This is a genomic window from Desulfobacterales bacterium (assembly GCA_030066985.1).
In the GTDB taxonomy this organism is placed as follows: Bacteria; Desulfobacterota; Desulfobacteria; order Desulfobacterales; family JAHEIW01; genus JAHEIW01.
Window position 1 is genome coordinate 187,386 of the sequence record JASJAN010000001.1, and the last position, 23,486, is coordinate 210,871.

Genomic DNA, 23,486 nt, shown 5'->3' on the forward strand with positions numbered 1-23,486 from the left:
TTTATTGATCCCTCAAAAAGAAAGAGAATCCAATGTACGATCTTATTGCGTCACGCTATGATCAATTTATCAGTGATCTTGAAACCGTCGTCAATATCGACAGTGGCAGTCATTACCCGGAAGGCCTGGATCAAGTCGCCGGTTTTTTCCGTAAACGATTTGATCAGATCGGATGGCCGACGACCCTCCACGCATTTGATGATGGTAAAGTGCCATGTCTGGAGGTATCCAACCGGCCGCTCGATGGGGAGGATGCGGCCGTCGATCTGCTGTTTATCGGGCATATGGATACGGTTTTTAAAAAGGGAACCGTCGCCAGCCGCCCTTTTTCCAAGGACGACAAAAGGGCTTATGGTCCGGGCGTAAGCGATATGAAAGGTGGTCTGGTCACCATGCTGCATGTTGCCGAAGTCATGCAGCAAACGGATGGAGCTGATAATATCACCATTGCCATGGCTTTTAACAGCGATGAGGAAATCGGATCGCGCGTCTCACGTCCCTGGTACGAAGGCCTGGCCAAAAGAAGTCGTTGTGTCTTTGTGTTTGAACCCTGGCGAGCCAGCGGTGAGCGGCTCCTGCACCGCAAAGGCGGCGGTGTGTTTCATGTCACCTGTCACGGCAGGGCAGCTCATGCCGGGGTTGCTCCGGAAGATGGCGCCAATGCCGTCATCGAATTGGCCCATCAAATCCTGGCCATCAAAGATCTGGCCCGCGATGACATCGGCACTACCGTCAATGTCACCGTGGTTTCAGGTGGGACGGCTGCTAATGTGATCCCGGACCTGGCCAACGCAAGCGTGGATGTGCGTATCGCCGAGCCGGACGAAGCGCAACGAATCGAAGACGGTTTTCAAGCCCTTAGCCGTAATATTCAAACACCGGATGTCCGGGTTGAGATCGCAGGCGGGATCAATCGTCCGCCGATGGTGCCGTCTGAAAAAACGCTGCAACTGTGGGAGCAGATAAAGGTCATCGGTGAAGGGATTGGTATCGATATGCAGTTGACATCCACCGGCGGTTGTTCGGACGGCAACTTTACAGCCTGCCTCGGCATTCCCACAATCGATGCCATGGGGATTCGCGGCGGCGGTGCGCATGGTCTAGATGAGTACATCGAACTGGACAGTATCGTGCCGAACGTTCACCTGGTGTGTGAGATCGTAAAAGCATTTGCAGACGGCCGGATTTCCTGAAATCGCACCCCTGGCTTCTTCCCCAACCCAAAGTCAGCAGGCCTATGTTTGCTGAAATGAACAGTGGCATTGCCACAAAAGCCAAGAGGTGTGAATTCTTAATATACCCTATCTAGCCTCTTGGTCATTAGCGACAATACTGCCAAGCTTCCTCTTCGCGGATATCGCGCATAAACACCAGAGCGGCAAGTGATCTGCCATAGGGTATGACGCTGACATTGAGCTCGACGTCGATGGTCGACCCGTCTGCATGAATCACCTGTGATCTGTAAATACGCGGTAGATTCAAACCGGCGATCCTGTCGGAATAGCGCGTGGTATTTTTGATAAATTCTTCTTCTGAAATAAATTTCTTAAGATGCGCGCCGATCAGCTCTTTTTCGGGGATGCCGATCATTTTGCTAAAGGCAGGATTGGCGAATTTGACTCTAAAATCGTGAATAATGGCAATGCCGTCTCTGGCATGCTCAACCAGCGCGCGGTAGCTATCTTCAATTTCTCTGCGTTCCTTAATTTCCTCATCCAGCTTGCTCATATGCTGTTTAACGCTATTTTCAAATTTCTCTCGAAATCCCTTCAGCTCTAAGTGGGTTTTAACCCTGGCTTTGACCACAGCGCTGTTGAACGGTTTTGTAATGACATCCGCCGCACCGACCTCAAATCCCTTTGCTACCTGATCATCAAAGGTCGGCTCCGATAGAAGGACTATTGGGATGTTCTTGGTGGCTGGATCCGCTTTTAACTGCTGGCAAACCCCAAGCATATCTGCGGTCGGCATCATGATGTTTAAAAGGATCAATGCGGGGGTATCGGAAGATAAGGCCAGCCGGATGGTTTCCTTTGCATCTTTGGCAACTTTGATGCCAAAGTCAGGTAACAAAATCTTTTTCAGAACGCTACTGTTTTCCGCATTGGCGTCCGCGATTAAAATTGTTTGTTTTGATGGCAGGCGATCCATAATCTGAGATGGAAAAAGGTTTAGCTTTTAGTGTCATGGACAATGTAAACATGCTGAACCGATTCGTTAAGTGGGATTTATACCAGTATCCATGCGGATTGTAAATAATGGCCGTAAGACAGCTTTTTGATAACCATGAGCTGTATAACGATGGTGATCATTTGGAAGGTTTCAAGCGCTTTCTTCGGCATAAACAATGCAACTATTGTTGCTGTATAAATTATTGTTGCCCACGCTAAACCGCTTAATCGCATGGTCTTTGATGAAGAGGGCACAATTTTTGTCAACATGGGTTGCACCATTGCAGTTGGTTGATCCAAACCATGCCACTTCCCAGAATAATGTCAACCAATAAGCCTATTATTCAGATGTGGTTTTAATATTCTGTAATTATGTAAGATAATTGATAGCCCGCTAAAAGACACCTTATACCGTTGCAGTTTTATATAATAAAGCGCTGTTGAAGAAAATTTGGCATATTGATTGCTTTTATACCTAAGCAGAAAAGGAACAAAAATCCATGATATCTAAACTATTTAACCTTGATGACATCTCATGAGCCCACACACCCAGATAATAACGAACACTAAAATATTTGCATTTTTACCTATCTTACTGGTCTTGAGTGGGTGCATCACCATACCAACGCCAGAAAACAAGGTATTATCAGGAGAAAAAGTCACCGATCAGCAGCTTGTCTTTGTTAAGCAGGGAATAACCACTAAATCCGAAATAACGGACCAATTGGGCCCGCCGCATATTTTCCTGATAGATAAAAACATCTTCGCGTATGACTGGCAGACACGCCAGGCGATCATGATTTGGGCCATTGCAGGCGGCTATCAGGCTTCTGTCGGCGCAGCAGATATTCCGAAAAATTATGTTTTGCTAATTCGATTTGATGCGGAAGATATTGTGCAGAATTATGAAATAACAACGCGATCATTATTTGTGTCCTATGGTGATCATTTGATGCGATGGATCAGGAAAGATGAAACACCTGAATAAAATAGCGCTTGTGGTGTTGTTTTTTGGTGTGTTTGGCGGATGTGCGATCAGCCTGCCCCCAAGCCGCAGCGACCTTTCGGCAATAGAGCAGGGGCAAAAATCACTCGTGCTTCTCAGAGTGACCTGCAAAATATCAGGTGAAGATGGTGAGGAGCCGATTCAGGGATGCATAACGGGTGAAAATATGTCCATGGCAATCGGTGATTTTGAGTCCGGCGGCGCGCTAAAGCCCGTCTATTTGCCAAAATTACTGACAGCTAAAACCGGCAAGCAGGGGTGGACCTATCTGATTCTGGAACCGGGCATTTATTACCTTGGATTTCAAGGCCAGCGCAGAACGAATGCTTTTGATTATGCCGCCCGCTGGCAAAATGTACAACGCTATCGATTTGACATTCAACCCAATTCACCGGTAGTTTACATTGGCTCAATACATTTTGAATGTCGCAGCGATTGGTTTCTTTTTGGCGCCAAATACTGCTGCTTTATTGATGATCAGATCGTAAAAAATGAAGAGAAGATTGCGCAGAAAATTGTTTCTGATAATTTAAAGAACATCAACTATCCACAAACCGCTTTAATGCAATACCATACAGATGAAACCCTTATCTTCCGAACACCTCAATCCAAAAGATAATACTTCACCCTTGAGGGGTGATGTGCCATCATTTCTTTTAGCCAGAAAATTAAAACGGCACGAAATTCAGCAAATTCATTCGTGCCGCAGCCACTTTCAATTTCCGCCTTCTGTCTTCTGACCTCTGCTTGCCCGGCGTAGCTTGATAAAGCGAAAACGGGTCCTCTATTCTCTGACACTTGACACCTATTTGCACCACCTATTTCTTAGAAGTAGAGAGATCACCTTACAGCTGGCGAAACACATTCCTGACTCGCAGCTATATCGAATAAAAAAGGAGATGATAGAAGGTAGGATAGCCTGCTACTTAACAGGGCTCGATGAAGTTTGCGTCAACCATATCTGGCGAGGATAGTAAAGTTAAAAAATTAAACCCTCAAGTTTTGTTCGATAGCAAGGCGTCTATTCGCTTCAAAAGCGGAGCGTACACGATAATACGTGAGCATTTTGAAGCGGCCTGCGACGAGCTCAGTCGAGTCGATCGCAATCCGCCTGAGGCGGACTATCGGACAAAAGATGAGGGTTTGCTATGAAAATATCTTTGATGCCTTGTCAATATCCTCCGGACAAAAAACAAACAGACATTTCTCATCAGGCGAGGAAACCGATCCATAGACATAATTGATGTTAATGCCCTCTTGGCCAAACTTAGAAGAAATGTTGGCCAGTTCCCCCGGCTTATTGTCAAGCTCAAGGGCAATCACGGGCATGACATCAAAAATAAAATCATTTTTTGACAGCAGATCAACTGCCTTGTCCGTGTCGCCGGCCAAAAGGCGGATCAGGGCAAATTCAACTGAATCTTTGCGCATCGAATTATAGCTGGCAGCTGATGCAATGCGTTTCAGTGATTTACCTCTAGCCTTAAATAGCTCTTGAACATAGGCTGATGCATCCTGGATGGTGATGGCATCGATATTGATACCGGCTTCTCCAAACATAGCTGCCAACCGGCCAAGCTCGCCGGGTACATTCTTTAGAAAAAGAGATATCTCCTGTCTGACCATTGGTTTCTCCTCGTATGTTCGTCTTGCGATCTTATATCAAAAACATTTAGACATAAAAGATCAATGATAAACGTAGGATATAAGGATAATACGGCAGGAAGTCAACACTCTTTGAATCGGAAGGAAAAAGTATTCGGAAAGATTTTTATCCAAATATGATAATAGACGAAAAGCCATAAACCAGGAGCTGGCGGCTGAAGCCGCCTATTCCTGCGTCCCGCCGTACAGCTCTTTGATTTTGGCCCGATCCGGGGAGCCGTCCTCCAGAAGGGGCAATTCATCGACAAAGTCGACATAACTTGGTTTTTTATAGCTGGCAATGTGTTGGCTGACAAAGGCGGTCAGTTCACGGTGGTCCAGTTCCTGGCCTTCTTTTAAAATACAGACCGCTTTGATAGCTTCTTTCCAGGTCGGATCCGGAACGCCGAAGACCACGGTTTGTTCAACGGCCGGATGCTCTAATATGGCGCGTTCAACCTCGGCCGGGTAAACGTTTTCCCCACCCGGCTTGATCAGCTCTTTTTCGGCTTTGCGGCCCTCGTACCACAGGAATCCGTCTACATCAAAACGGCCCAGGTCACCGGTATGATGCCAGCCGCCGCGGAAAGTGTAGGCGGTATCTTCCGGCAGGTTCCAGTAGCCTTTGAAGACCATCGGTCCTTTGACGGCGATTTCTCCGATCTCCCCGGTGCCGACGAGGTCGTCATTGTCATCCACCAACCTCACATCAGCCAGTTCAAGAATCCGGCCGGCGGAACCCGGCTTGTCATCGTAGCGACCCAGAGTGGCCATGGCCGATGTTTCGGTCTGGCCGTAAACGCAAAAAAAGGTGCCGCCGGTGACCTTTTGATATCTTTCAATAGTTTCCGGATTTTCAATGCCTTTTACGGTTATCAAAGAGGTGATGTCTTTGTCGGATTTCTCGTGTGCATCCAGTATAGAGCCTAAAATCGGTGAAAAATCGTACAGAACCGTGACCTTTTTCTCATCAATCAAATCCACCGCCTGGGAGGCATCAAATTTGCTCATGTTGACGCTCTGTACTCCGGCGTGGAAACTGCCGGTGGCCATAAACAACCCGGCGACATGAAATAACGGCAACAGGTTTAAATGCACATCATCAACCGATAAATGAAACAGCAGGTTCAAGCTGACATTGGCAGCGATCACATTGCCATGGGTCAACAGCGCACCCCGGGGTCTGCCGGCCACAGCGGCGGTATGAATAATCACCAGGCCGTCATCTGAGACGACATCCACCGCATCAAACTCGCCCGGGTTATCCAACAGGGTGGCAAATGCAGCAAATTCACCATCTGCAGAATTTAAATTGAAAAAATGCTCAACCGACGGTAATTTGTCCTTGCGCTCCTGAGCCAGTTCCTCAAATTCTTTGTCCACAAAAAAAATTTTAGGTTCACAATCATTTACATTAAAAAGAGCTTCATCCACCGACAGGCGCCAGTTGATAGGCAAAACAATCGCGCCCAGTGCTGCTGCGGCACCATACAGCAGAAAAAATTCCAGACTGTTTTTGCCTACCGCACAGATGCGATCGCCTTTTTGGAGGCCCAATTTCTGCAGGCCGAAAGCCAGGCGATCCACCTGTTCTTTTATATCTGCAAATGTCAGCGTTCTTTCATCATCGACTTCAAACCATGCAGGACGGTTTGTGAAGTTTTGAGCGTTGCGTTGAATCACGTCATAGAAGGTCAAATCATAAAGGCCCATACTCTAGTCCTATTTATTAAAGGTTTTGGAGAATTTTTCATTCAAACACTTACAAGGAGCGCCATGGGTGATCGCTCGTAAACACGACGTCCGCCGCAGGCGGATTTGAGTGCATTAGGGATCGTTTGAAAAAACAGGAATAGGCGAGGTGCTGCAGATCGCTAAAAACGCGCAAATTTTTATCTAATTATTAGAGTGCCATTTAACTGTTTTTTTGCTACAAACCCTTAAGCACGAGTTCGCGCGGATTTCACGAGTGATTATTCATGGCGCTGCTCAATCCAATATAATTACCAACCCGCTAAATAATCATCGCTTATTTAGTGGTAATCACCGGACACGGCGCTTTTAAAATCACAAACTGAGCCGTAGACCCGAGTATTAGCTTGCTGGTTCTGGATTTTTTTTCAATGCCGACAAAAATCTGGTCGATTTGATTTTCCTCGGCGAATCTCACCAGATCCTCGCCGGGTGTCAAACCCCGGGCCATCTGGTGGGTTTCACATTCAACACCCTGTTCGTCAAAAAAATCTTTGGCTTCGCGCAGATTCTGTTCGGCTTGATTGATATCTTCAGGTTTTTCCCCGGCGCCACCCTCCAGGGATGACATTACATAGACTTTGGCACTAAAGGTTTTCGCGAAATCTCTTGCCAGAGATAAAGCCGCTTTTGCTTCAGAAGAACCATTGTAGCCAATCAAAAATTGCATGTCGCACCTCTATATTCGGTGATGATTAAATGCTTAAATCGTTAACGGTAAGATGATATTTTCCCAGTTAACCATTCAACCATTTAACCACTTATCAACCACCGTCTCTGGCGATGGTTACTTCTACATCCAGCGTTTGCGCCGTTTGTAGGATTTAACATCTTTGAAGGATTTACGACCGCCGCCCTGGGTGACCCCCATGTAAAACTCCTTAACATCCGGGTTGTCTTTCAATTCATCAGAAGGCCCTTCAAGAACGATTTTGCCGGTCTCCATGATGTAGGCGTAATTTGACACTTCCAGCGCAATTTTGGCGTTTTGCTCCACGATCAGCAGAGTAGTGTCCATCTCTTCGTTGATGCGCTTGATGTTTTCAAAAATTTCCTTGACCAGCAACGGCGCCAATCCCAAAGAGGGTTCATCCAGCATCAGCATCTTGGGCGCCGACATCAGCGCGCGTGCAATAGCGATCATTTGCTGCTCACCCCCGGAGCAGTAGCCTGCTAAGCGGTTGGTGACCCGGGCCAGGCGCGGGAAGTGCTCGAACATGAGTTTCTGGTCGTCGCGCACGTTCTGGGTGCCGTCTTTGCGGGTGATGGACCCCACGCGCACGTTCTCGTCTACGGTCAAATGCTTGAACACACGCCGCCCTTCCGGCACCATAACCGCTCCCAGCTTGACAACCTGGGTGCCCAGGACGTTGGTGATGTCGTTGTCATCGAATTTGATGTAGCCATCCTTGATAAAGCCGTTTTCAGGCTTGAGCAGGCCGCTAATGGCCCGCAGGGTGGTCGTCTTACCGGCCCCGTTGGTTCCCAGCAGGGCAACGATACCGCCCTTGGGCACGCTCAGGCTAACGCCGCGCAGCACCTGAACAATGTCGTTGTAGACCACTTCGATGTTATTGACATCGAGCAGATTGCCATTGGATGTTTCGTTTGTCATTTTTTTTACTTTTGAAAGGGAGAGTTGCACGCGGCAACCCTCCCTTTTTAGGTAGCTTAATGCTGCAAAGCTGCATTAATTAACATCGCAGAGCGATGTCGTTATTATTTGATCTTCTGGACATACTCGGAAACGAACGGGGCACCGATTTCATAGAATAGCCCCCCCCTGGAAACGTAAAGCTGCAGGGTGTCCACACCTTCGCGATCGGTTTTCGAGAATGTCACCGGACCCACGGTGGTCAAGGTGTTATAGGCATTGAACCCGTTCATGGCCAGCAGTTCTTGGTACAAGGTCTCACGGTTTATCTTTTTGCCTTTTGCTTTGGCCCGCCGCATGGTCTCTACGGCCACCTGAATTACCATGATGCCGTTGGTGTAGTTGGCATCTTTGGCCACTTTCTCATCCCGGCCATAGCGTTTGGCCAGGGCAAACTGTGCGTCCCTTCCCGGCCCCATGGCGGTCATCATTTTGTAAGATGTTGTCCAATAGTAGTTCTCATCGGCAGCCGAACCGGCCAAAGAGACAAGCGCAGGCCCACCACCATAATGACAACCCAGGAAGGTAATTTTACCGGCCTCACCGTAAGTCGAAGCGATCATGCCCAGGCTCTGAGCCCCTTTGAGCATGGTGGCCACCGGCGGTTGCACGGTCTGGCTGATCACATACTGCACGCCTTTGCTCTTAAGGCGTTTGAGCATGGCCGTGTTGTCCAGGTCCTTGCCGTGCTCCACGATTTCCACCAGATCGACGCCCAGTCCTGCGGCGATTGATTTTTTAACATCATCGCGGGGCGCGCGTCCGAACGCGGAGGGATGTAGAAACAGGGCAATTTTGGGTTTGCCGCTGCCCTTGTGGTTTGCAGCCACATACTCGGCCAGGCCGACTGCCTGGCTGGAATAAGAAGCGATGGGCAGAAAAATATAATCGTTTCCCTCCAGGTTACCGGCATGAAAGGAAGCCGGCAGAACCGGGATTTTCTCCTCTTGAAAATCCTGTCGCAAAGCCATCGTGCTGCCGGTGGAATAGTTCAAATAGAAGACGATGTCTTCATCTAAAAATTCTTCAAAGTTTCGTTTGGTCACTTCCGTCTTGTAGCCATCGTCGCGGATGATGCACACCAGCTTGTCATCGCCGAGAATTTTTTCATCGTTGACATATTTGCAATAATCCTCGACACCCTTTGCATACTGGCTGCCGACGTCAGATGTCGGGCCGGTAATTGCCAGGGATAAAGCGACCTTGTAGGTTTCTGCGGCTATGGCCTGAGTGGAAAAGCCCAGCATCAGCACAAAAGACAGAACAACCAGCATGAAAGTGACTTGTTTGTTTTTCATTTCTTCCTCCTTTTGTTTGATTAGCATTTTGCCATCTTAAGGAACGTTTAAGACTGCATAGGGTTATTTCAGCGCCTAACCGTCAAAAGCGGAAGGGCCAAAGCTTGAAATAGGTGCGTGCGATCCGCCACCAGTTGGCGATGCCACGCGGCTCGAATATCAAAAACAAAACGATCACCAGACCAAAGGACAGCGGCCGAAAGGCCGTAGCCACATCCCCCACGGCCGTAAAATAGTGCCCCACAAATTCGGCAAAGTTTTCCACCTGCAGCTCCAGCATCAAAATGGCCGCCGGGCCGAAGAAAGAACCCACCAGGGTCCCCAGGCCGCCCACAATGGCCATGGCCAGGTAGGAAATGGAGTGATGCAGCGTAAAGGACTCAAAACCCACCCCCCGCCACAAATAGGCATGCAGGGCCCCGGCAACGCCGGCGAAAAAGCCCGACAGCGCAAAGGCATACACTTTGGTAAATCCGGGGTGCATGCCCATGGCATCGGCGGCACGGTCATTGTCGCGCACGGCCACCAGGCAGCGCCCGTGTTTGCTGCGCAGCAGGTTGCGAACCGCAAATCCCAGGATCACCACGATGATCAGAATCACATAGTACCAGAACAAATAGTGCTGTTTGCGCGCAACCTTGCCGGCAAACCAGAACACGCGCCCGATGGCTATGGTCTGTCCCTGGTTAAAAAATTGCGCAAAATTAATGACCCACTGAAAAATCATCTGAAAAGAGAGCGTGGCGATCACCAGGTAAAGGTGTTTGAGCCGCAACGACGGCAGCCCCACGATGGCGCCGATAACCGCGCCGACCCCGCCGGCGACCAGAATCATCAGGGGCCAGAAATGGGTCAGCAGCACGTGGTCGCTGCCCAGAACGGTTGAAAAAGAAGCCAGGGTGTAAGCCCCCACCCCCACGAAAGCGGCATGGCCGATGGATATCAACCCGGCAAAGCCGGTCAGCAGGTTGAGGCCATAGACCGCCACGATGGCTATCAGAATGCTGTCGATGACCAGCATGTATTTATTGCCGACCTTGAAAAAAAGCGGCCAGACGAACAGCAGCACTAAAAAACAGATAAAAACCACCCGGTCAATATGCGTCAGGAATATCCGCTGCTCGTCCTTATAAGAGGTAAAAAAGTTGCCGGTGGCCAACCATCGATTTTCAGACATAGACTATACCCGCTCTATTTCGTGTATCCCAAAAAGACCATGGGGTTTGATCAACAGAATGATCAGCAAAATGACATAAGGCAGCACATCCGCGGTCCCGAAAAGCCCCCAGTTGCCGTCCAGGTAGCCGGAAGCAAATTGCTGGATCAGCCCCATTATAATGCCCGCCACGATCGCCCCGAAAATGGAGTCCAACCCACCCACGATCACCACTGGGAACACGATGATGCCAAATGAGTGCAGGACATCGAAATTCAAACCCGTGATATTGCCGATGATGCCCCCGGCCGCAGCAGCACTCAACCCCGCCGTGGCCCAGGCCAGACCGAACACCTTGGGCACCGATATGCCGATGGACATTGACGCAAATTGATCATCTGAAACCGCCCGCATGGAAATGCCCACAGTGGACGCCTTGAAAAACCAGGTAAAAGCGGCGATCATGATAAAGGTGATGATCACACCCACCAGCTGGGTCCAGGAAACGGAAACGCCCGCAAAGGCCAGCGGTGTTTTGGGTAAAAATTCCGGAAACGAGAAATTTTCCGACCCAAACGGTGTCATGTAGATAATACCGTCGATAATCGACATCAGCCCGATGGTTACCATGATCACCGATATGATGGGCTCGCCGATCAGGCGGCGCAGAAATATGCGCTCGACACTCATGGCCAGAAAAAAAGTGATAATCATGCTCAGTATAAATGAAATCGCAATGTGGATCCCCACCCAAACCGTCAGGGCATAGGTAATAAAGGCCCCCGAGGCGATGATCTGCCCGTGGGCGATGTTGAGCACGCGGCTGGACTTATAGATCAACACGAATCCCAGCGCCGACAGCGCATAGATGGAGCCCACCACGATACCACTAATGACCAGCTGGAAAAAATAGCTCATTAAACCCCTTCCATGGTATAAAAGTGCATTTCAGCCTCCACGGTGGTGGACTGGCCGTCCTGATACTGGAAAAAAGCCTCGACCTTCTTTTTGCTGACGCTCTCATCATAAAGAGCGTCATACAGGTCTTTGTATTTTTCCATGACAAATTTTCTGCGGATCTTGCCGGTTTTGGTCAGCTCGCCGTCATCCATGTCCAGCAGTTTGTACAGCACCGCAAAGCGCTTGATTTTAAAATGCGCCTTTTCCGCGCGCGCGTTGATGTCAACGACCGCTTCTTTGAGCAGCTCGGCAACCTCCGGTTTGTTGGAAAGATCCATGTAGGTGGTAAAGGATAGCCCGCGGTCTTCGGCCCACTTGCCAACCACGATGGGGTCGATATTAATCAGGGCCGCCACAAACTCCTGCTTATCACCGAAAATGACGGCTTCTTTGATATACGGGCTGAATTTGAGCTTGTTTTCTAAAAACATGGGGCTGAACATCTCGCCCTTGCTGTTGTGCATGACGTCGGAGACCCGGTCGATGACGATCAGGTGGCCATTTTCGTCGATATATCCGGCATCACCGGAATGCAGCCAATCCCCCTCCAGCAATTCTTTCGTTTGTTCGTCTCGCTTGTAATAGCCCGCACAAACTGAAGGAGAGCGCGACAGGATCTCTCCCTGCTCGCTGATTTTACAATCGGTCTCGGGCAGCGGTTTGCCGACAGTATCGGGCCGGACGTCACCGTCAAGGTGCATGTAGGCAATACCGGTAATTTCAGTCTGGCCGTAAATCTGCTTCAGGTTAACACCGATGGCCTGGTAAAAGGTAAACAGCTCGGGACCCAGGGCCGCACCGCCGGTGTAAGCCCGCCGCAACCTGCGCAGCCCGATCTGGTTGATCAGCGGATCCATGACCAGGATCTTTCCCAGCCAGGCCATAAAGCGCAGCGATGCCGGCATGGTCTCACCGCTCATGCGATAGCGGGCCGCCTTTTCGCCGATCTTGATGAATTTATTGTACATGAAGCGATTGAGCCAGTAGGAATCATCGATCTTAAGCCAGATTTGCGAGCGAATGGTTTCATAGATTCTGGGGGCGCCGAACATGAAGTGGGGCCCGATCTCCTTGAGGTCTTCCATGCTGGTTTCGACAGATTCCGGAAAGTTAATCGTGATGCCGGTGGCCATGGCCACCCCGAAGGAGTTCATCTGCTCGCCGATCCAGGCAAAGGGTAAAAACGAAAGGTATTCGTCGGTGTTTGAGAGGTAATCGACCTTGGTGATCTGAATACCCATGTTGATATAGTTTTTGTGGGTCATCATGGATGCTTTGGACAGCCCGGTGGTGCCGGAGGTCAAACAGAAGTGGCATACATCGTCAGGCTTTCCCTGATCAATATAGGCGTCGAATTTTTGCGGGTCTTCGGCCTCAGCTGCGGCGCCGATTTCATAGAGGTCTTCAATTTCAATAAACCAGTCGTCGGCGCGGTAGTCGCGCATGCCGCGCGGATCTTCATAGATCACATTGCGGACCTGGGGAATGCGGTCTTTGACCTCCACCAGCTTGTCCACCTGTTCCTGATCGTCACAGAAAACGGCTGTAACGTCCATGTAATTGATCAGTTCGGCAATTTCATCGGGCAGACTGGTCTGATAGATGCCGGCCGAAACCGCACCGATGGACTGGGCGCCAACGGCCATAAACAGCAGCTCGGGAATGTTGTCGCCGATCAGGGCCAGCTTGTCTCCCTTTTTAATCCCCAGCTTATCAAGCCCCAGGGCGACTTTGCGCACCCGCTCGTAAAAATCTTTCCAGGTGTAATTGTTCCAGTATCCAAAATCTTTTTCACGCAGGGCAACCTTGTCGCCGGTCTGATTGACCCGCCAGCGTAAGAGCTGCGGAATGGTATATTTAAGGAGTTCTTTTTTGTCTTGCATCAGGGCTATTCTTCTCCAATGTATGCTTCGACAACCTTGGGAATCTTGACGATTTCTTCAGGGGATCCGGAGCCGATCAGCTCACCAAAATCAAGGACATAGATGTGATCTGAAATGTCCATGACCACCCCCAGGTCATGCTCCACCAGGACAACGGTGGCATCTCGCTCCTTCTGGATGTCGATGATAAATCGCACCATGTCTTCTTTTTCTTCGATATTCATACCCGCCATGGGCTCATCGAGCAAAAGCAATTCGGGTGCCAGGGTGAGGGCCCGCGCCACCTCTACGCGCTTTTGGATCCCGTAGCTCAGGCTGCCGACCGTTTTCTTACGGTAAGCCTCCAGCTCCATAAAATCGATGACCTCTTCGACATACTGGCGGTTTAGCGATTCTTCCCGGGAGGCTTTGCCAAAATAGAAGATCGCATTCCAGAGACTGTAGTGCAGGTCTTTATGCCGGGCCAACATGAGGTTATCTAAAACCGTCATGCCGCTGAACAATTCGATATTCTGGAAAGCGCGCGCGATTCCCATAATGGAAACCTGGTGCGGTGAGGCTTTGTTGAGTTTGTGATCACCGTAGAAGATGTCACCCGATGTCGGATGGTAAAATCCAGAAATACAGTTCAATAAACTTGTTTTGCCGGCGCCGTTGGGGCCGATGATTGAGGTGATCAGCCCCGGTTGAACATCCAGACTGACTTCGAATAAAGCATTCAGCCCGCCAAATGTAAGCGTGACATCGTCTACCTTTAATGTCGCCATCAACCCCCCGCTATTTCAAGTTTAGAAAACGTCTTTTCCTGGCCGGAATAACTTAGAAGAAATGAATGCAATTCATTTGCTTGAACGGTTTATGATTAAAATGACTTAGCTATAATGTATCTGTGCTTTAGTCAAGAGAATAATAGAGCCCAACAGCATCCACGAGTTTATCAATAATATTGGGCGGTAATATAAGATATTGAAATGAATAACCAACGACGCTAAACATACCGCAAAGGAGAAGAATGTCAAGTTGATAAAATAGCAGTAAAATAGCGGGTAATAACCACTATTTATCGTAGGACAAAAGATGGGATCGCAAATTGATTTTTTTGTTTTTCAGGCGCAGTTTACTGCGGATGTTATGTCTGTGAAATAATATGGTATTTTTGGATAGACACAGCAGCTCCGCGATTTCCTTGTTGGTCTTGCCTTCTTTAACCAGGTTGGCGACTTTTATTTCCATGGGGGTGAAATTAAAATATTTTGAAGACAGTTTGCTGATAAAAGGTGAGATAATATTTTCCAGATTAGAATCCATGATATTGATCAGCGTCTTTTGGTCTGTGTTGAGGCGGCTTTTATTTAATCTGTCAAGATAAGGGCTGATCAATTCCTTGACATTTGACAGCACATTTTCGCCGAGCTCCTTTTTGTCATCTTCGCGCTGCTTTAAAAGAACCTTAAGGGCGGTGTTCACTTCTTCGAGGTGATGGGATTGGGCCTCCAGTTCCACTTCTCTTTTGCGCAAAGCTTCCTCGGCTCTTTTGCGCTCTTCTATTTCCAACTCCAGCTGGCGGTTTGTTTTGGCCAGCTCTGCGGTTCGCTCGGCCACCAGCTCCTCTAATTGATCGTGATATTCCTGCAAGACCTTTTTAGCCTTCTTCTGAGCGCTGATATCCCGCAGAATCACAATATTGCCCACCGGTTTGCCCGCCTGATCCCGGTAAAGCGTTGAACTGATCTGAACATCCAGCACCCGGCTGTCTTTGGTCAGGCGCTGGGTTTCAAACAGATGAATTTTTTTACCACTGAGCATATTTTCAATGGCCTCCCGGGTTTCCGGCCAGCTTTCCTCGGGGACGAAATCAATGGTCTTGCCGAACACCTCATCACTCGAAAAACCGAAGGTTTGCTCAAAGGCCGGATTTACATAAGTGGCCCGGCCGCGCATATTGTAGACCACAATCGGATCCGGGGAAGATTCCAGCAGCAGTCGATAGCGCTCTTCGCTTTCACGCAGGGTTATTTCGGTGCGTTTGCGCTCGGCCAGCTCGTGTCGAACGTCAGCGTATAAGCGCGCTTTATCAAGCGCCACCAGTGCCAGCTCAGCAAAACGGCCCAGGATGGCAATATCTTCTGCATGAAATTTTTTGTCTGTCTCGACACTTGCCAGACCGATAACACCATGGACCCGGCTACCGTATTTAAGCGGTATCCCGACCACCGAATGAAGCTGATCCAATGATCTATCGCTTAACCGCCCCTCCCAGGAGTGATAGTCATCGACCAGCAATGGTTTTTCGCTCTGCCAGACCTTACCGCCCATGCCCTCACCTGGTTTAACCCGCAACCCCAGCTGGGATTTAAAAAAACCCATGCCCACCTGAATTTGCATTTGCGCATCACCGGGCTCGAGCAAGTAGATATAGCCATGTTCTGTACCACTGAGCCGTGCCGCACGCTCTAAAATCGTCTCGAGCAACTCCTCTTTGTCCAAACGGTCTATGAGCCCCAGCGAAGTTTCATGCAACGCCGTCAGGTATTCATTTTGACGACGAAGCGCCTCCTCGGCCTCCCTCAACAACCGGATTTCCTGCTCCAGCTGTGTTAGGGTGACCTGCGATTTGTCTCTTGACGCTTGCTTGGACGTGGTTTTTAACATGGCACTCACAATAGGATTAGAAGATGCCGGTCGGCTTTCTAAAATTCAATTTCCCTACCGCTTCTTACTTTTTGCGGCTGGTTTCTTGCGTCATAAGGTTTTTGAAAATTTTGTGAGTTTAGATTTCGAGGACGAGGACGAAAGTTGAGGGGTTTTATTGTCCTCGTCCTCGGCTGTTTTCAAAATGTTCCTATTACACAAATGACGGGTACCTGTTCCTGCAGAGGGGCACCCCCCTGTGTTCCAGTCGTCAGCGGCCAATAACCAATAACGAATTTGTTCAGCTTCCAGCTGAACAAATTTAGACCCCTCACGTCCCCCCATCAAAACCAATGGTAACCTCTCCATCCTCGACGATCACCGGTACTTTACGTGCCCCATTGGAATGTTCCAGCATAACGTCGAGTTGATCGGGATCAGATATGATATTCAGATATTCGACTTTCTTGTTGCCCTTGGCATACGCTTCACGAGCTGCCCTCGTGTAGGGTCAGGCATCCTTGCCAAAAATCAATACTTTTTCAGACATGGCCCAATCCTTCCTGTTCTTAGGGTAATTGTTGATTAATTTATATTAATTTCAATTGGTTGTAATCAATATCAGAAAAACCTTAACAGCCAATTCCAGTCTTGTCAATGTTTTCAAATTGACATATATTGATATTTTGATAATTTGCCAAAATTCTTATAATATTGGTTATATGTCGCGCCGACAATCAAACCTATCCCGCAAAGTCACCATCATCAATGAACTCGGTTTGCACGCGCGTTCGGCTGCCAAAATCGCTGAGCTCGCCAATCAAGCGACGACGTCGGTCTGGATTATGAAAGGTGACCAGAAAGCCGATGCCGCCAGCATTGTGGATATCCTGACATTGGCATGTGAAAAGGGCACGCGTATTACCATAGGCATAGAAAACAAAGTCGATATTCAAATCCTGCAGGCCATCACAAAATTGGTTGAAAGCGGATTTGGAGAATAAGCTGATCTAATGGAAACAGATACCAAAGAAATCGTTATTAAAGGAATCAATGCCTCTCCGGGAATCTGCATTGGTAAGGCCTACCTGGTAGACAGTGAAGGTGTCGAAGTCGTCGAAAAATATCATGTCGAGGCCAAAGATCTGGCAAAAGAGATCAAACGCTTTAAGGCGGCTGTCAAAAAATCACGGGACGAGCTGCGCAAAATTGTCGAGAAAAGCCCTGAAGAATTGCAGCATGCCCATATCCTTGAAACGCATATGGCCTTGCTCAAAGATAAAATGCTTTACGGCCGCACGATTGAAACTGTCAAACAGGAAAGCGTCAATGCCGAATGGGCCCTTAAAAAAGTCGTATCGAACCTGATCGAAGTTTTCCAGAGTATGACCGACCCTTATCTAAAAGAGCGTTCAACTGATGTCGTCCAGGTGGCCGACAGTATTATGCACAACCTTGTCGGGGCCAAAAAGGTCAATATCGCAGCCATCGACAAACGTGTCATCCTGGTGGCCCATGACCTGACCCCGGCTGAAACCAGCCAGATCAACCTGGAACGGGTGATGGGCTTTATTACCGACCGTGGTGGAAAAGCAGCGCACACCGGTATTATCGCGCGCAGTTTAGAGATACCTGCCGTAGTCGGATTAATAAAAGCCAGCGCCTCAATTCGCAGTGATGACCTCATCATTGTCGATGGCAATAGCGGTACTGTTATTATCCATCCGACCGAAGACACCTTAGTTCAATATGAAGAACGCAAAATCAATTATGAAGAATACAAAGCGGTCATCACCCGTGAGAGTAAAGCACCGGCAGAATCAACTGACGGTGTCCGTTTGGCGGTGATGGGCAACATCGAGCTGCCCGAGGAAGTATTTGCATTGCTCAACTACGGCGGTGACGGTATCGGTTTGTACCGCACAGAGTTTCAGTATTTCAACCGTGTCGATTTCCCCAGCGAAGATGAGCTCTTGGATAAATACAAAGATGTGGTTGAGGTCATGGACCCCAAACCGGTCACCATCCGCACCCTCGATATCAATGGTGACAAAGCCTTAACCAATCAGTTCAACTCAGAGGAAACCAATCCGGCCTTGGGTCTGCGAGCCATCCGCTATTGCCTCAGAAAACCGCAGGTGTTTAAAGATCAGTTAAGGGCGATTCTCCGAACAGCCGCATATGGCAATGTCCGTATTTTGTTTCCGATGATATCCACTTACTTTGAGCTCTGCGAAGCCATCCGGATGCTGGACGAGGCGGCTGAATCGCTGGAAAAAGACGGCTTGCCGTACAACCGCGATATTCAGATCGGCGCCATGATCGAAGTGCCTTCAGCGGTGATAATGGCAGACGTGATCGCCGACAAGGTGGATTTTTTCAGCATCGGAACCAATGACTTGATTCAGTACTCGCTGGCCATCGACCGCGGCAACGAGCAGGTGGCTCATCTCTTCCAACCCCTTGACCCGGCCATTATACGGATGCTTAAGCAGGTCGCCGATGTCGCCCGCGAAAAGGAAATCAAGATTTTTATGTGCGGTGAAATGGCCGGCACACCTCATCACATCCCGCTTCTATTGGGCATTGGAATGGATGAGCTCAGCATGAACCCTCAAACCATACCGGATATCAAACGGGTGATTCGGGCCATGAATGTGGCAGATACCCGCTTTTTTTTAAAGGAAGTACTTAAACAAACCACCGCCAAAAGTACCTTTGAGCTGATCAAAGAAACTTACGGCAGCATTTTAGCAGAGCAGGTGTATTCTGAGTAGAGGGTTCCGCGTTCAAGGTTCAGGGTTTGGATGGTCGGCATTTTTTATGACAGGATTTACAGGATTTACAAGATTTTAATTTCCATTTTCAGTTTCCAGAAGAAACTGAAAATACACAATCGCCTTCGGCGAATGACAACGTACTCATAATTACGTGGTTGCTGAATTTGCACGACTATAATTTTCTGAATCATTGGCCGGCCTTACCAAAGCAATAAATATTCCGCTGAAAGCGGATTGAGTTTTCTCACTTCCATCCGGGAAGTGAGAAAGATAAAGAATGATCCTAAATAATCCTGTAAATCCTGTCTAAATACTAAAACGAGTAGATCTATACTTTATCTAAGGCCAATAAAAAAAGCGATTTTGCTATTTTGGAAAAAGAGCACATCAAAATCATTGCTGAGAATCGCAAAGCCCGCCGTAATTATTTTATCGTCGACGAATACGAAGCCGGCCTGGAGCTCAGAGGCACCGAGGTCAAATCATTGCGAATGGGACAGGCAAACCTTAAGGATTCCTATGCCCGCATTAAAAACGGTGAAGTATTTGTCTACCAGCTGCATATTGCCCCCTACCCCTTCGCTTATTATGACAACCACGACCCGCTGAGGCCGCGCAAGCTGCTGTTGCACAAATATGAAATCAAGCGACTTTACGGCAAAGTCAATGAAAAGGGTCACACCCTCGTACCGCTACGACTTTACTTTAAGGGCGGCAGGGTTAAGATCCTGCTGGCCCTGGTCAAGGGAAAGCGCAAATATGACAAACGTGAGGCCATCAAGCGCCGCGATGAGAAGCGCGACATGGAGCGCGAACGCAAAAATTACTAAAGGTTGAGCCCGTTGCCGGTTGGCCGGTTTAAAAAGTAAAAACTAAGCGGCTTTCCTCTTCTTTCGGGCTCAACGGGCTTAACCAGCTCAACGGGCCGACCGGTAAGCGTAATCTGTGGATAATTGATTTTGTTTTTTAAATCGGTGTTATCTGCGGTTCATTGAACAACAGCAGCCGTATCCCGCCGGGATTCGGCTTCGACAAAGACGCGCTTGATTTTGGGGTAGGTTTGTTTGATGTGGCGATCCAGCCTGGAAATCGTATCTTCAACATCACCGGCTGAAAGGCTATCGGCAAAGTCCACGCTGAGATTCAGCAGGACAAATTCAGGCCCCATGTGCAGGGTCAAGACCTCGTTGACGTGTTTTATTTTGGGATAAGATTTCGCGATTTCTTTTATTCCGTTGACGATTTCGGGCGGGGCGCTTTCACCGATCAGCAATCCCTTGATTTCATAAGCCAGCCAAACGGCCGTCCCTGCCAAAATCAATCCGATCACCACCGATGCAATACCGTCGTATACATAATTTCCCGTAATCTGACTTAGAAAAATCCCAATAAAAGCCGCGATGATACCCAGCATGGCGGCAGAATCTTCAAATAGAACCACGAACATGGAAGGGTCTTTGCCCCTTTGCACCGCTTCGAAATAGCCCCATTTTCCCTTGGCTTTGGTAAATTCAGCAAAGGCAAAATACCAGGCCGCGCCTTCAAATATCAGGGCGCAGCCCAGCACAACATAGTTGATCGTTGGATTTTCGATGGGGACGGGATGTAAAATGTGGTGGACGCCTTTATAAATGGAAACCCCCGCACCAATAGTGAAGATGGTAATCGCCACCACAAAACCCCAAAAATAAACCTCCTTGCCGTGGCCAAAGGGAAAGCGCTCATCGGCCGGACGTTTGGCACGGTGCAACCCGTAAAGCAGCAGTACCTGATTGCCGGTATCGACCACCGAATGAACCCCCTCAGACAGCATGGCCGAGCTTTTGGTCAGAAAAAAAGCAATAAATTTTGTCAGTGCAATCAGACCATTTCCGATCAAGGCTGCATAGATGACTTTTTTAGAGGATGCAGATGCCATGGCAAAAGGGCTCCATATGGAAAATGAATCATTGGGACTTTACCCGCTGGATTCGAAGATAAATATAAAACAGCATGTATGAGGTCAACAAAAAATACAGCGGTCACAGAAAACTCAACATATGGTTTGCATCGGTTATTGTCAAATTAGCGCAGAAAACGGCCATTTGACGTCTCTAAAGGGCAATAAAGCCGAAAAACAACAATACATAGATTTATAATGATCCATATTTGCATTCATCACAGCTTAGCCAGGCATAGGCGGATGCGCTTTAAAGCGGAGTTTTTCCTTGACAAATTTTAGGGAACCGCCTATAAATGTTTTTTATGTGGCTATTTTGTAGCTATATTGTAGTTAATTTATAGCCGTAATGGAATGCCACTAAAATTACACATAATTTCAAAATCTTACCTAGCCGTCTTCTGATGCATCAAACATATAGTCAATTTATAAGGGGAATAAAATGAGGTACGCAGAGACAGGATATAATTTAGAGATTGATCTATCTCGCGGCAGCATTGAGCGCGTAGAATCTGACCCGGATTTAACCCCGCTGCACCTCGGGGGTCAGGGGACTGCCGCCAAAATCCTGTGGGACAGGGTTCCGCCGGAAGTCGAGCCCTTTTCACCAGACAATCCGCTGATATTCAGTGCGGGCATATTAATATCCACACCCGTTCCCGGCGCCAACCGGACCTCCGTTGATACCTTCTCGCCCCAGACCAACCTGTATTCGCATTCACTGTTCGGCGGTTTTTTTGGACCGGAGCTCAAGCATGCCGGCTACGATAAAATCATCATCCGCGGCAAGGCCTCCGATCTGGTCTATTTGTGGATCCACAATGACAAAGTCGAAATCCGGGATGCCAGCCATCTGCAGGGCAAAGGCGCCCTGGAAACCGGTGAATGCATTAAAGCGGAAGTGAATGAGTCCGATGCCCAAGTGGCCGCCATCGGTCTGGCCGGAGAAAACAGGGTCTACCTGTCGACCATCGAGCACGCCAACTCAAGCGCCTCGCGAGGCGTGGGCGTAATCATGGGGGATAAAAAATTAAAGGCCATTGCTGTGCGCGGGACCAGGGACATCAATGTCGCCCAACCGGCGGAGCTTTTCGAGCTGTGCAATCCCATGTACCAGTCCATCTATGAAAACCCCAATTGCGGGGATGTTTTTTTGCACGAGGATGACGAAGAGTGGCATGTTAATAATTTTGCCTGGGGCAATGCGCGCGAGCGCATCAAAGGGTACTGGAACAAGGAGCTTGAAGAAAAGTGGGCGGCCATCAGCGACAGCGTGCGGCTGCGATGGACGGCCTGTTACAACTGCCCCAAGGATTGCCATCAGGCCATTTCGTATCCGGGACGGCCCACCTATTTTTTAAAATGCTACAGCAAGCTGACCTATGCGATGGCGGCCTACAAAGAGCTGGATTTTAATTATGACATCCTGGGCGTCACCCAGGAATACGGGCTGGACGGGTTTTCCACGCCCCAGATTCTGGCCTTTGCCATCGAGCTCTATGAAGCCGGGATTTTAACCGACAAAGATCTGCCGAAATTTCCGTCCGACTCCGGTGAACGGTTTTTCTACCTGGTTGAAAAAATGGTCAGACGCGAAGGGGTCGGCGATGCGTTGGCCAACGGGGTATATCATGCCGCCCGCCAAATCGGTAAGGGGGCCGAGGAATATGATCATAACACCATGAAAAAATTTGAGCAGGTGCCCCTTAAGCTCAAAATGATCAATTACCCCTACTTTCTGATGTACGCCACCGGTGAGAAGATGTGCATCACCCAGGTGGAAGGCTCATTTCCCCAGGTGCCCATTGCTGACAAGAAAGAGCGCGAAGAATTTGTTAAAAACTGGGACGCCGCACCTCAACGATTTAAAAAATGGTTTTCAGAGTGGGAGCCGCGAAGCCATCCAACCGTTGAAGCGTCTGTCAATATTGCCGACTGGAATGAGACCATGCATTACATTGATGATGCCATCGGAACCTGCGCCTTCCTTTCTTCGTTCAGGGGCCAGTTTGGCGGCCGGCCGCCCTATCATCTGTATAATTTGCCGGATTTTATTTCCCATGCCACCGGACTGGAACTGGATCCAGACACCATATGGGAAATCGGACGCAGGAACCGCAACCTGGTCAGAGCCCTGAATATCAGGCGCGGCTTAAGAAGAGTCGATGAGAAGCCTCCCGAGGATCACTGGCAGATCAGGGACCCTGAGATGGAAACCAAACTGCTTGACGAATATTATAAATTCAAGGGCTGGAACAATGACGGGATCCCCACCAAGGAAACCCTCGACGAACTGGGCCTGGATTATGTGAGCAAAGATTTCATAGAAAGAGGTATCCTGTCAGACGGTGAAGATGCTTCTGCCAAAGAAACATCGGTAAAAAAGGAAAAACAAGTACCTTAATTTGCATGAGTTGGAGGCTTTCAGATGCAAGGCACTTCAGGGCGAAGCTATCCGCCTCAGGCGGATGCTTCGCTCTGAATAATCCGCCTGAGGCGGACAGGTGGAAGCGTCCGACTCGCCCAGCTTGTTGGGGCGAAGCTGAAAGCGAAGACCAACGGGTGAAAATTAATGCGATAAAATGATTTTCATCCATTATAACTGAGCGGTA

20 protein-coding genes are annotated in these 23,486 nt (G+C 48.8%); 7 read left to right on the forward strand and 13 right to left on the reverse strand.

From position 1 onward, the window contains the following. The first annotated feature begins 32 nt into the window (after positions 1-32). A complete protein-coding gene (locus QNJ26_00685; protein MDJ0984026.1) occupies positions 33-1,193 on the forward strand; it encodes a M20 family metallopeptidase in 1,161 nt (386 codons plus the stop codon). A 127-nt stretch (positions 1,194-1,320) separates the two neighbouring features. Here the strand turns inward: QNJ26_00685 and QNJ26_00690 are convergent, their stop codons facing one another. After that, complete coding sequence (locus tag QNJ26_00690; protein ID MDJ0984027.1) at positions 1,321-2,151, reverse strand: PAS domain S-box protein; 831 nt, start codon at positions 2,149-2,151, stop codon at positions 1,321-1,323. A 555-nt stretch (positions 2,152-2,706) separates the two neighbouring features. Here QNJ26_00690 and QNJ26_00695 point away from each other — a divergent pair. Beyond that, positions 2,707-3,159: a hypothetical protein gene (locus tag QNJ26_00695; protein ID MDJ0984028.1), complete on the forward strand. Its 453-nt coding sequence runs from the start codon at positions 2,707-2,709 to the stop codon at positions 3,157-3,159. Then, complete coding sequence (locus tag QNJ26_00700; protein MDJ0984029.1) at positions 3,143-3,796, forward strand: hypothetical protein; 654 nt, start codon at positions 3,143-3,145, stop codon at positions 3,794-3,796. Before QNJ26_00695 ends, QNJ26_00700 begins: the two co-directional genes overlap by 17 nt. A gap of 527 nt (positions 3,797-4,323) precedes the next feature. On the opposite strand, the gene QNJ26_00705 is transcribed toward QNJ26_00700, so the two are convergent. From QNJ26_00705 to QNJ26_00755, 11 genes are all read right to left on the reverse strand, one after another. Next, positions 4,324-4,803, reverse strand: a complete 480-nt coding sequence (locus QNJ26_00705; GenBank protein MDJ0984030.1) for an amino acid-binding protein — start codon at positions 4,801-4,803, stop codon at positions 4,324-4,326. Positions 4,804-5,007: 204 nt separating this feature from the next. Continuing rightward, complete coding sequence (locus tag QNJ26_00710) at positions 5,008-6,534, reverse strand: AMP-binding protein (GenBank protein MDJ0984031.1); 1,527 nt, start codon at positions 6,532-6,534, stop codon at positions 5,008-5,010. Between the two features lie 316 nt (positions 6,535-6,850). Then, positions 6,851-7,243 carry a universal stress protein gene (locus QNJ26_00715; GenBank protein ID MDJ0984032.1) on the reverse strand — a complete coding sequence of 131 codons (393 nt, stop codon included), beginning with the start codon at positions 7,241-7,243 and terminating at the stop codon, positions 6,851-6,853. Positions 7,244-7,366: 123 nt separating this feature from the next. Continuing rightward, positions 7,367-8,188 carry an ABC transporter ATP-binding protein gene (locus tag QNJ26_00720; GenBank protein ID MDJ0984033.1) on the reverse strand — a complete coding sequence of 274 codons (822 nt, stop codon included), beginning with the start codon at positions 8,186-8,188 and terminating at the stop codon, positions 7,367-7,369. 104 nt (positions 8,189-8,292) lie between these two features. Continuing rightward, positions 8,293-9,525: an ABC transporter substrate-binding protein gene (locus tag QNJ26_00725; protein ID MDJ0984034.1), complete on the reverse strand. Its 1,233-nt coding sequence runs from the start codon at positions 9,523-9,525 to the stop codon at positions 8,293-8,295. 82 nt (positions 9,526-9,607) lie between these two features. Further along, entirely contained in the window at positions 9,608-10,702 is a 1,095-nt protein-coding gene (locus QNJ26_00730; protein MDJ0984035.1) for a branched-chain amino acid ABC transporter permease, read from the reverse strand. 3 nt (positions 10,703-10,705) lie between these two features. Next, complete coding sequence (locus tag QNJ26_00735) at positions 10,706-11,599, reverse strand: branched-chain amino acid ABC transporter permease (protein ID MDJ0984036.1); 894 nt, start codon at positions 11,597-11,599, stop codon at positions 10,706-10,708. Next, on the reverse strand, positions 11,599-13,524 hold the full coding sequence (locus QNJ26_00740; GenBank protein MDJ0984037.1) for an AMP-binding protein: 1,926 nt from the start codon (positions 13,522-13,524) through the stop codon (positions 11,599-11,601). The genes QNJ26_00735 and QNJ26_00740 overlap by 1 nt, the downstream gene beginning before the upstream one ends. A 5-nt stretch (positions 13,525-13,529) precedes the next feature. After that, entirely contained in the window at positions 13,530-14,291 is a 762-nt protein-coding gene (locus QNJ26_00745) for an ABC transporter ATP-binding protein (GenBank protein ID MDJ0984038.1), read from the reverse strand. 289 nt (positions 14,292-14,580) lie between these two features. Beyond that, entirely contained in the window at positions 14,581-16,176 is a 1,596-nt protein-coding gene (locus QNJ26_00750; GenBank protein ID MDJ0984039.1) for a PAS domain S-box protein, read from the reverse strand. A 310-nt stretch (positions 16,177-16,486) separates the two neighbouring features. Next, on the reverse strand, positions 16,487-16,705 hold the full coding sequence (locus QNJ26_00755) for a UXX-star (seleno)protein family 1 (protein MDJ0984040.1): 219 nt from the start codon (positions 16,703-16,705) through the stop codon (positions 16,487-16,489). Between the two features lie 172 nt (positions 16,706-16,877). Here QNJ26_00755 and QNJ26_00760 point away from each other — a divergent pair, with 172 nt between their 5' ends. The 3 genes from QNJ26_00760 (at position 16,878) to smpB (ending at position 19,765) form a co-directional block, all read left to right on the forward strand. After that, positions 16,878-17,159 carry an HPr family phosphocarrier protein gene (locus tag QNJ26_00760; GenBank protein MDJ0984041.1) on the forward strand — a complete coding sequence of 94 codons (282 nt, stop codon included), beginning with the start codon at positions 16,878-16,880 and terminating at the stop codon, positions 17,157-17,159. Positions 17,160-17,168: 9 nt separating this feature from the next. Further along, positions 17,169-18,932: a phosphoenolpyruvate--protein phosphotransferase gene (gene ptsP / locus QNJ26_00765; GenBank protein MDJ0984042.1), complete on the forward strand. Its 1,764-nt coding sequence runs from the start codon at positions 17,169-17,171 to the stop codon at positions 18,930-18,932. 374 nt (positions 18,933-19,306) lie between these two features. Beyond that, the gene (gene smpB, locus QNJ26_00770; protein ID MDJ0984043.1) at positions 19,307-19,765 is read left to right on the forward strand and encodes an SsrA-binding protein SmpB; all 459 of its coding nucleotides are present in this window, start codon (positions 19,307-19,309) and stop codon (positions 19,763-19,765) included. A gap of 158 nt (positions 19,766-19,923) precedes the next feature. Here the strand turns inward: smpB and QNJ26_00775 are convergent, their stop codons facing one another. After that, on the reverse strand, positions 19,924-20,853 hold the full coding sequence (locus QNJ26_00775; GenBank protein MDJ0984044.1) for a cation diffusion facilitator family transporter: 930 nt from the start codon (positions 20,851-20,853) through the stop codon (positions 19,924-19,926). Between the two features lie 463 nt (positions 20,854-21,316). On the opposite strand from QNJ26_00775, the gene QNJ26_00780 reads away from it, so the two are divergent. Then, positions 21,317-23,278: an aldehyde ferredoxin oxidoreductase N-terminal domain-containing protein gene (locus QNJ26_00780; GenBank protein ID MDJ0984045.1), complete on the forward strand. Its 1,962-nt coding sequence runs from the start codon at positions 21,317-21,319 to the stop codon at positions 23,276-23,278. Positions 23,279-23,486: the final 208 nt, after the last annotated feature.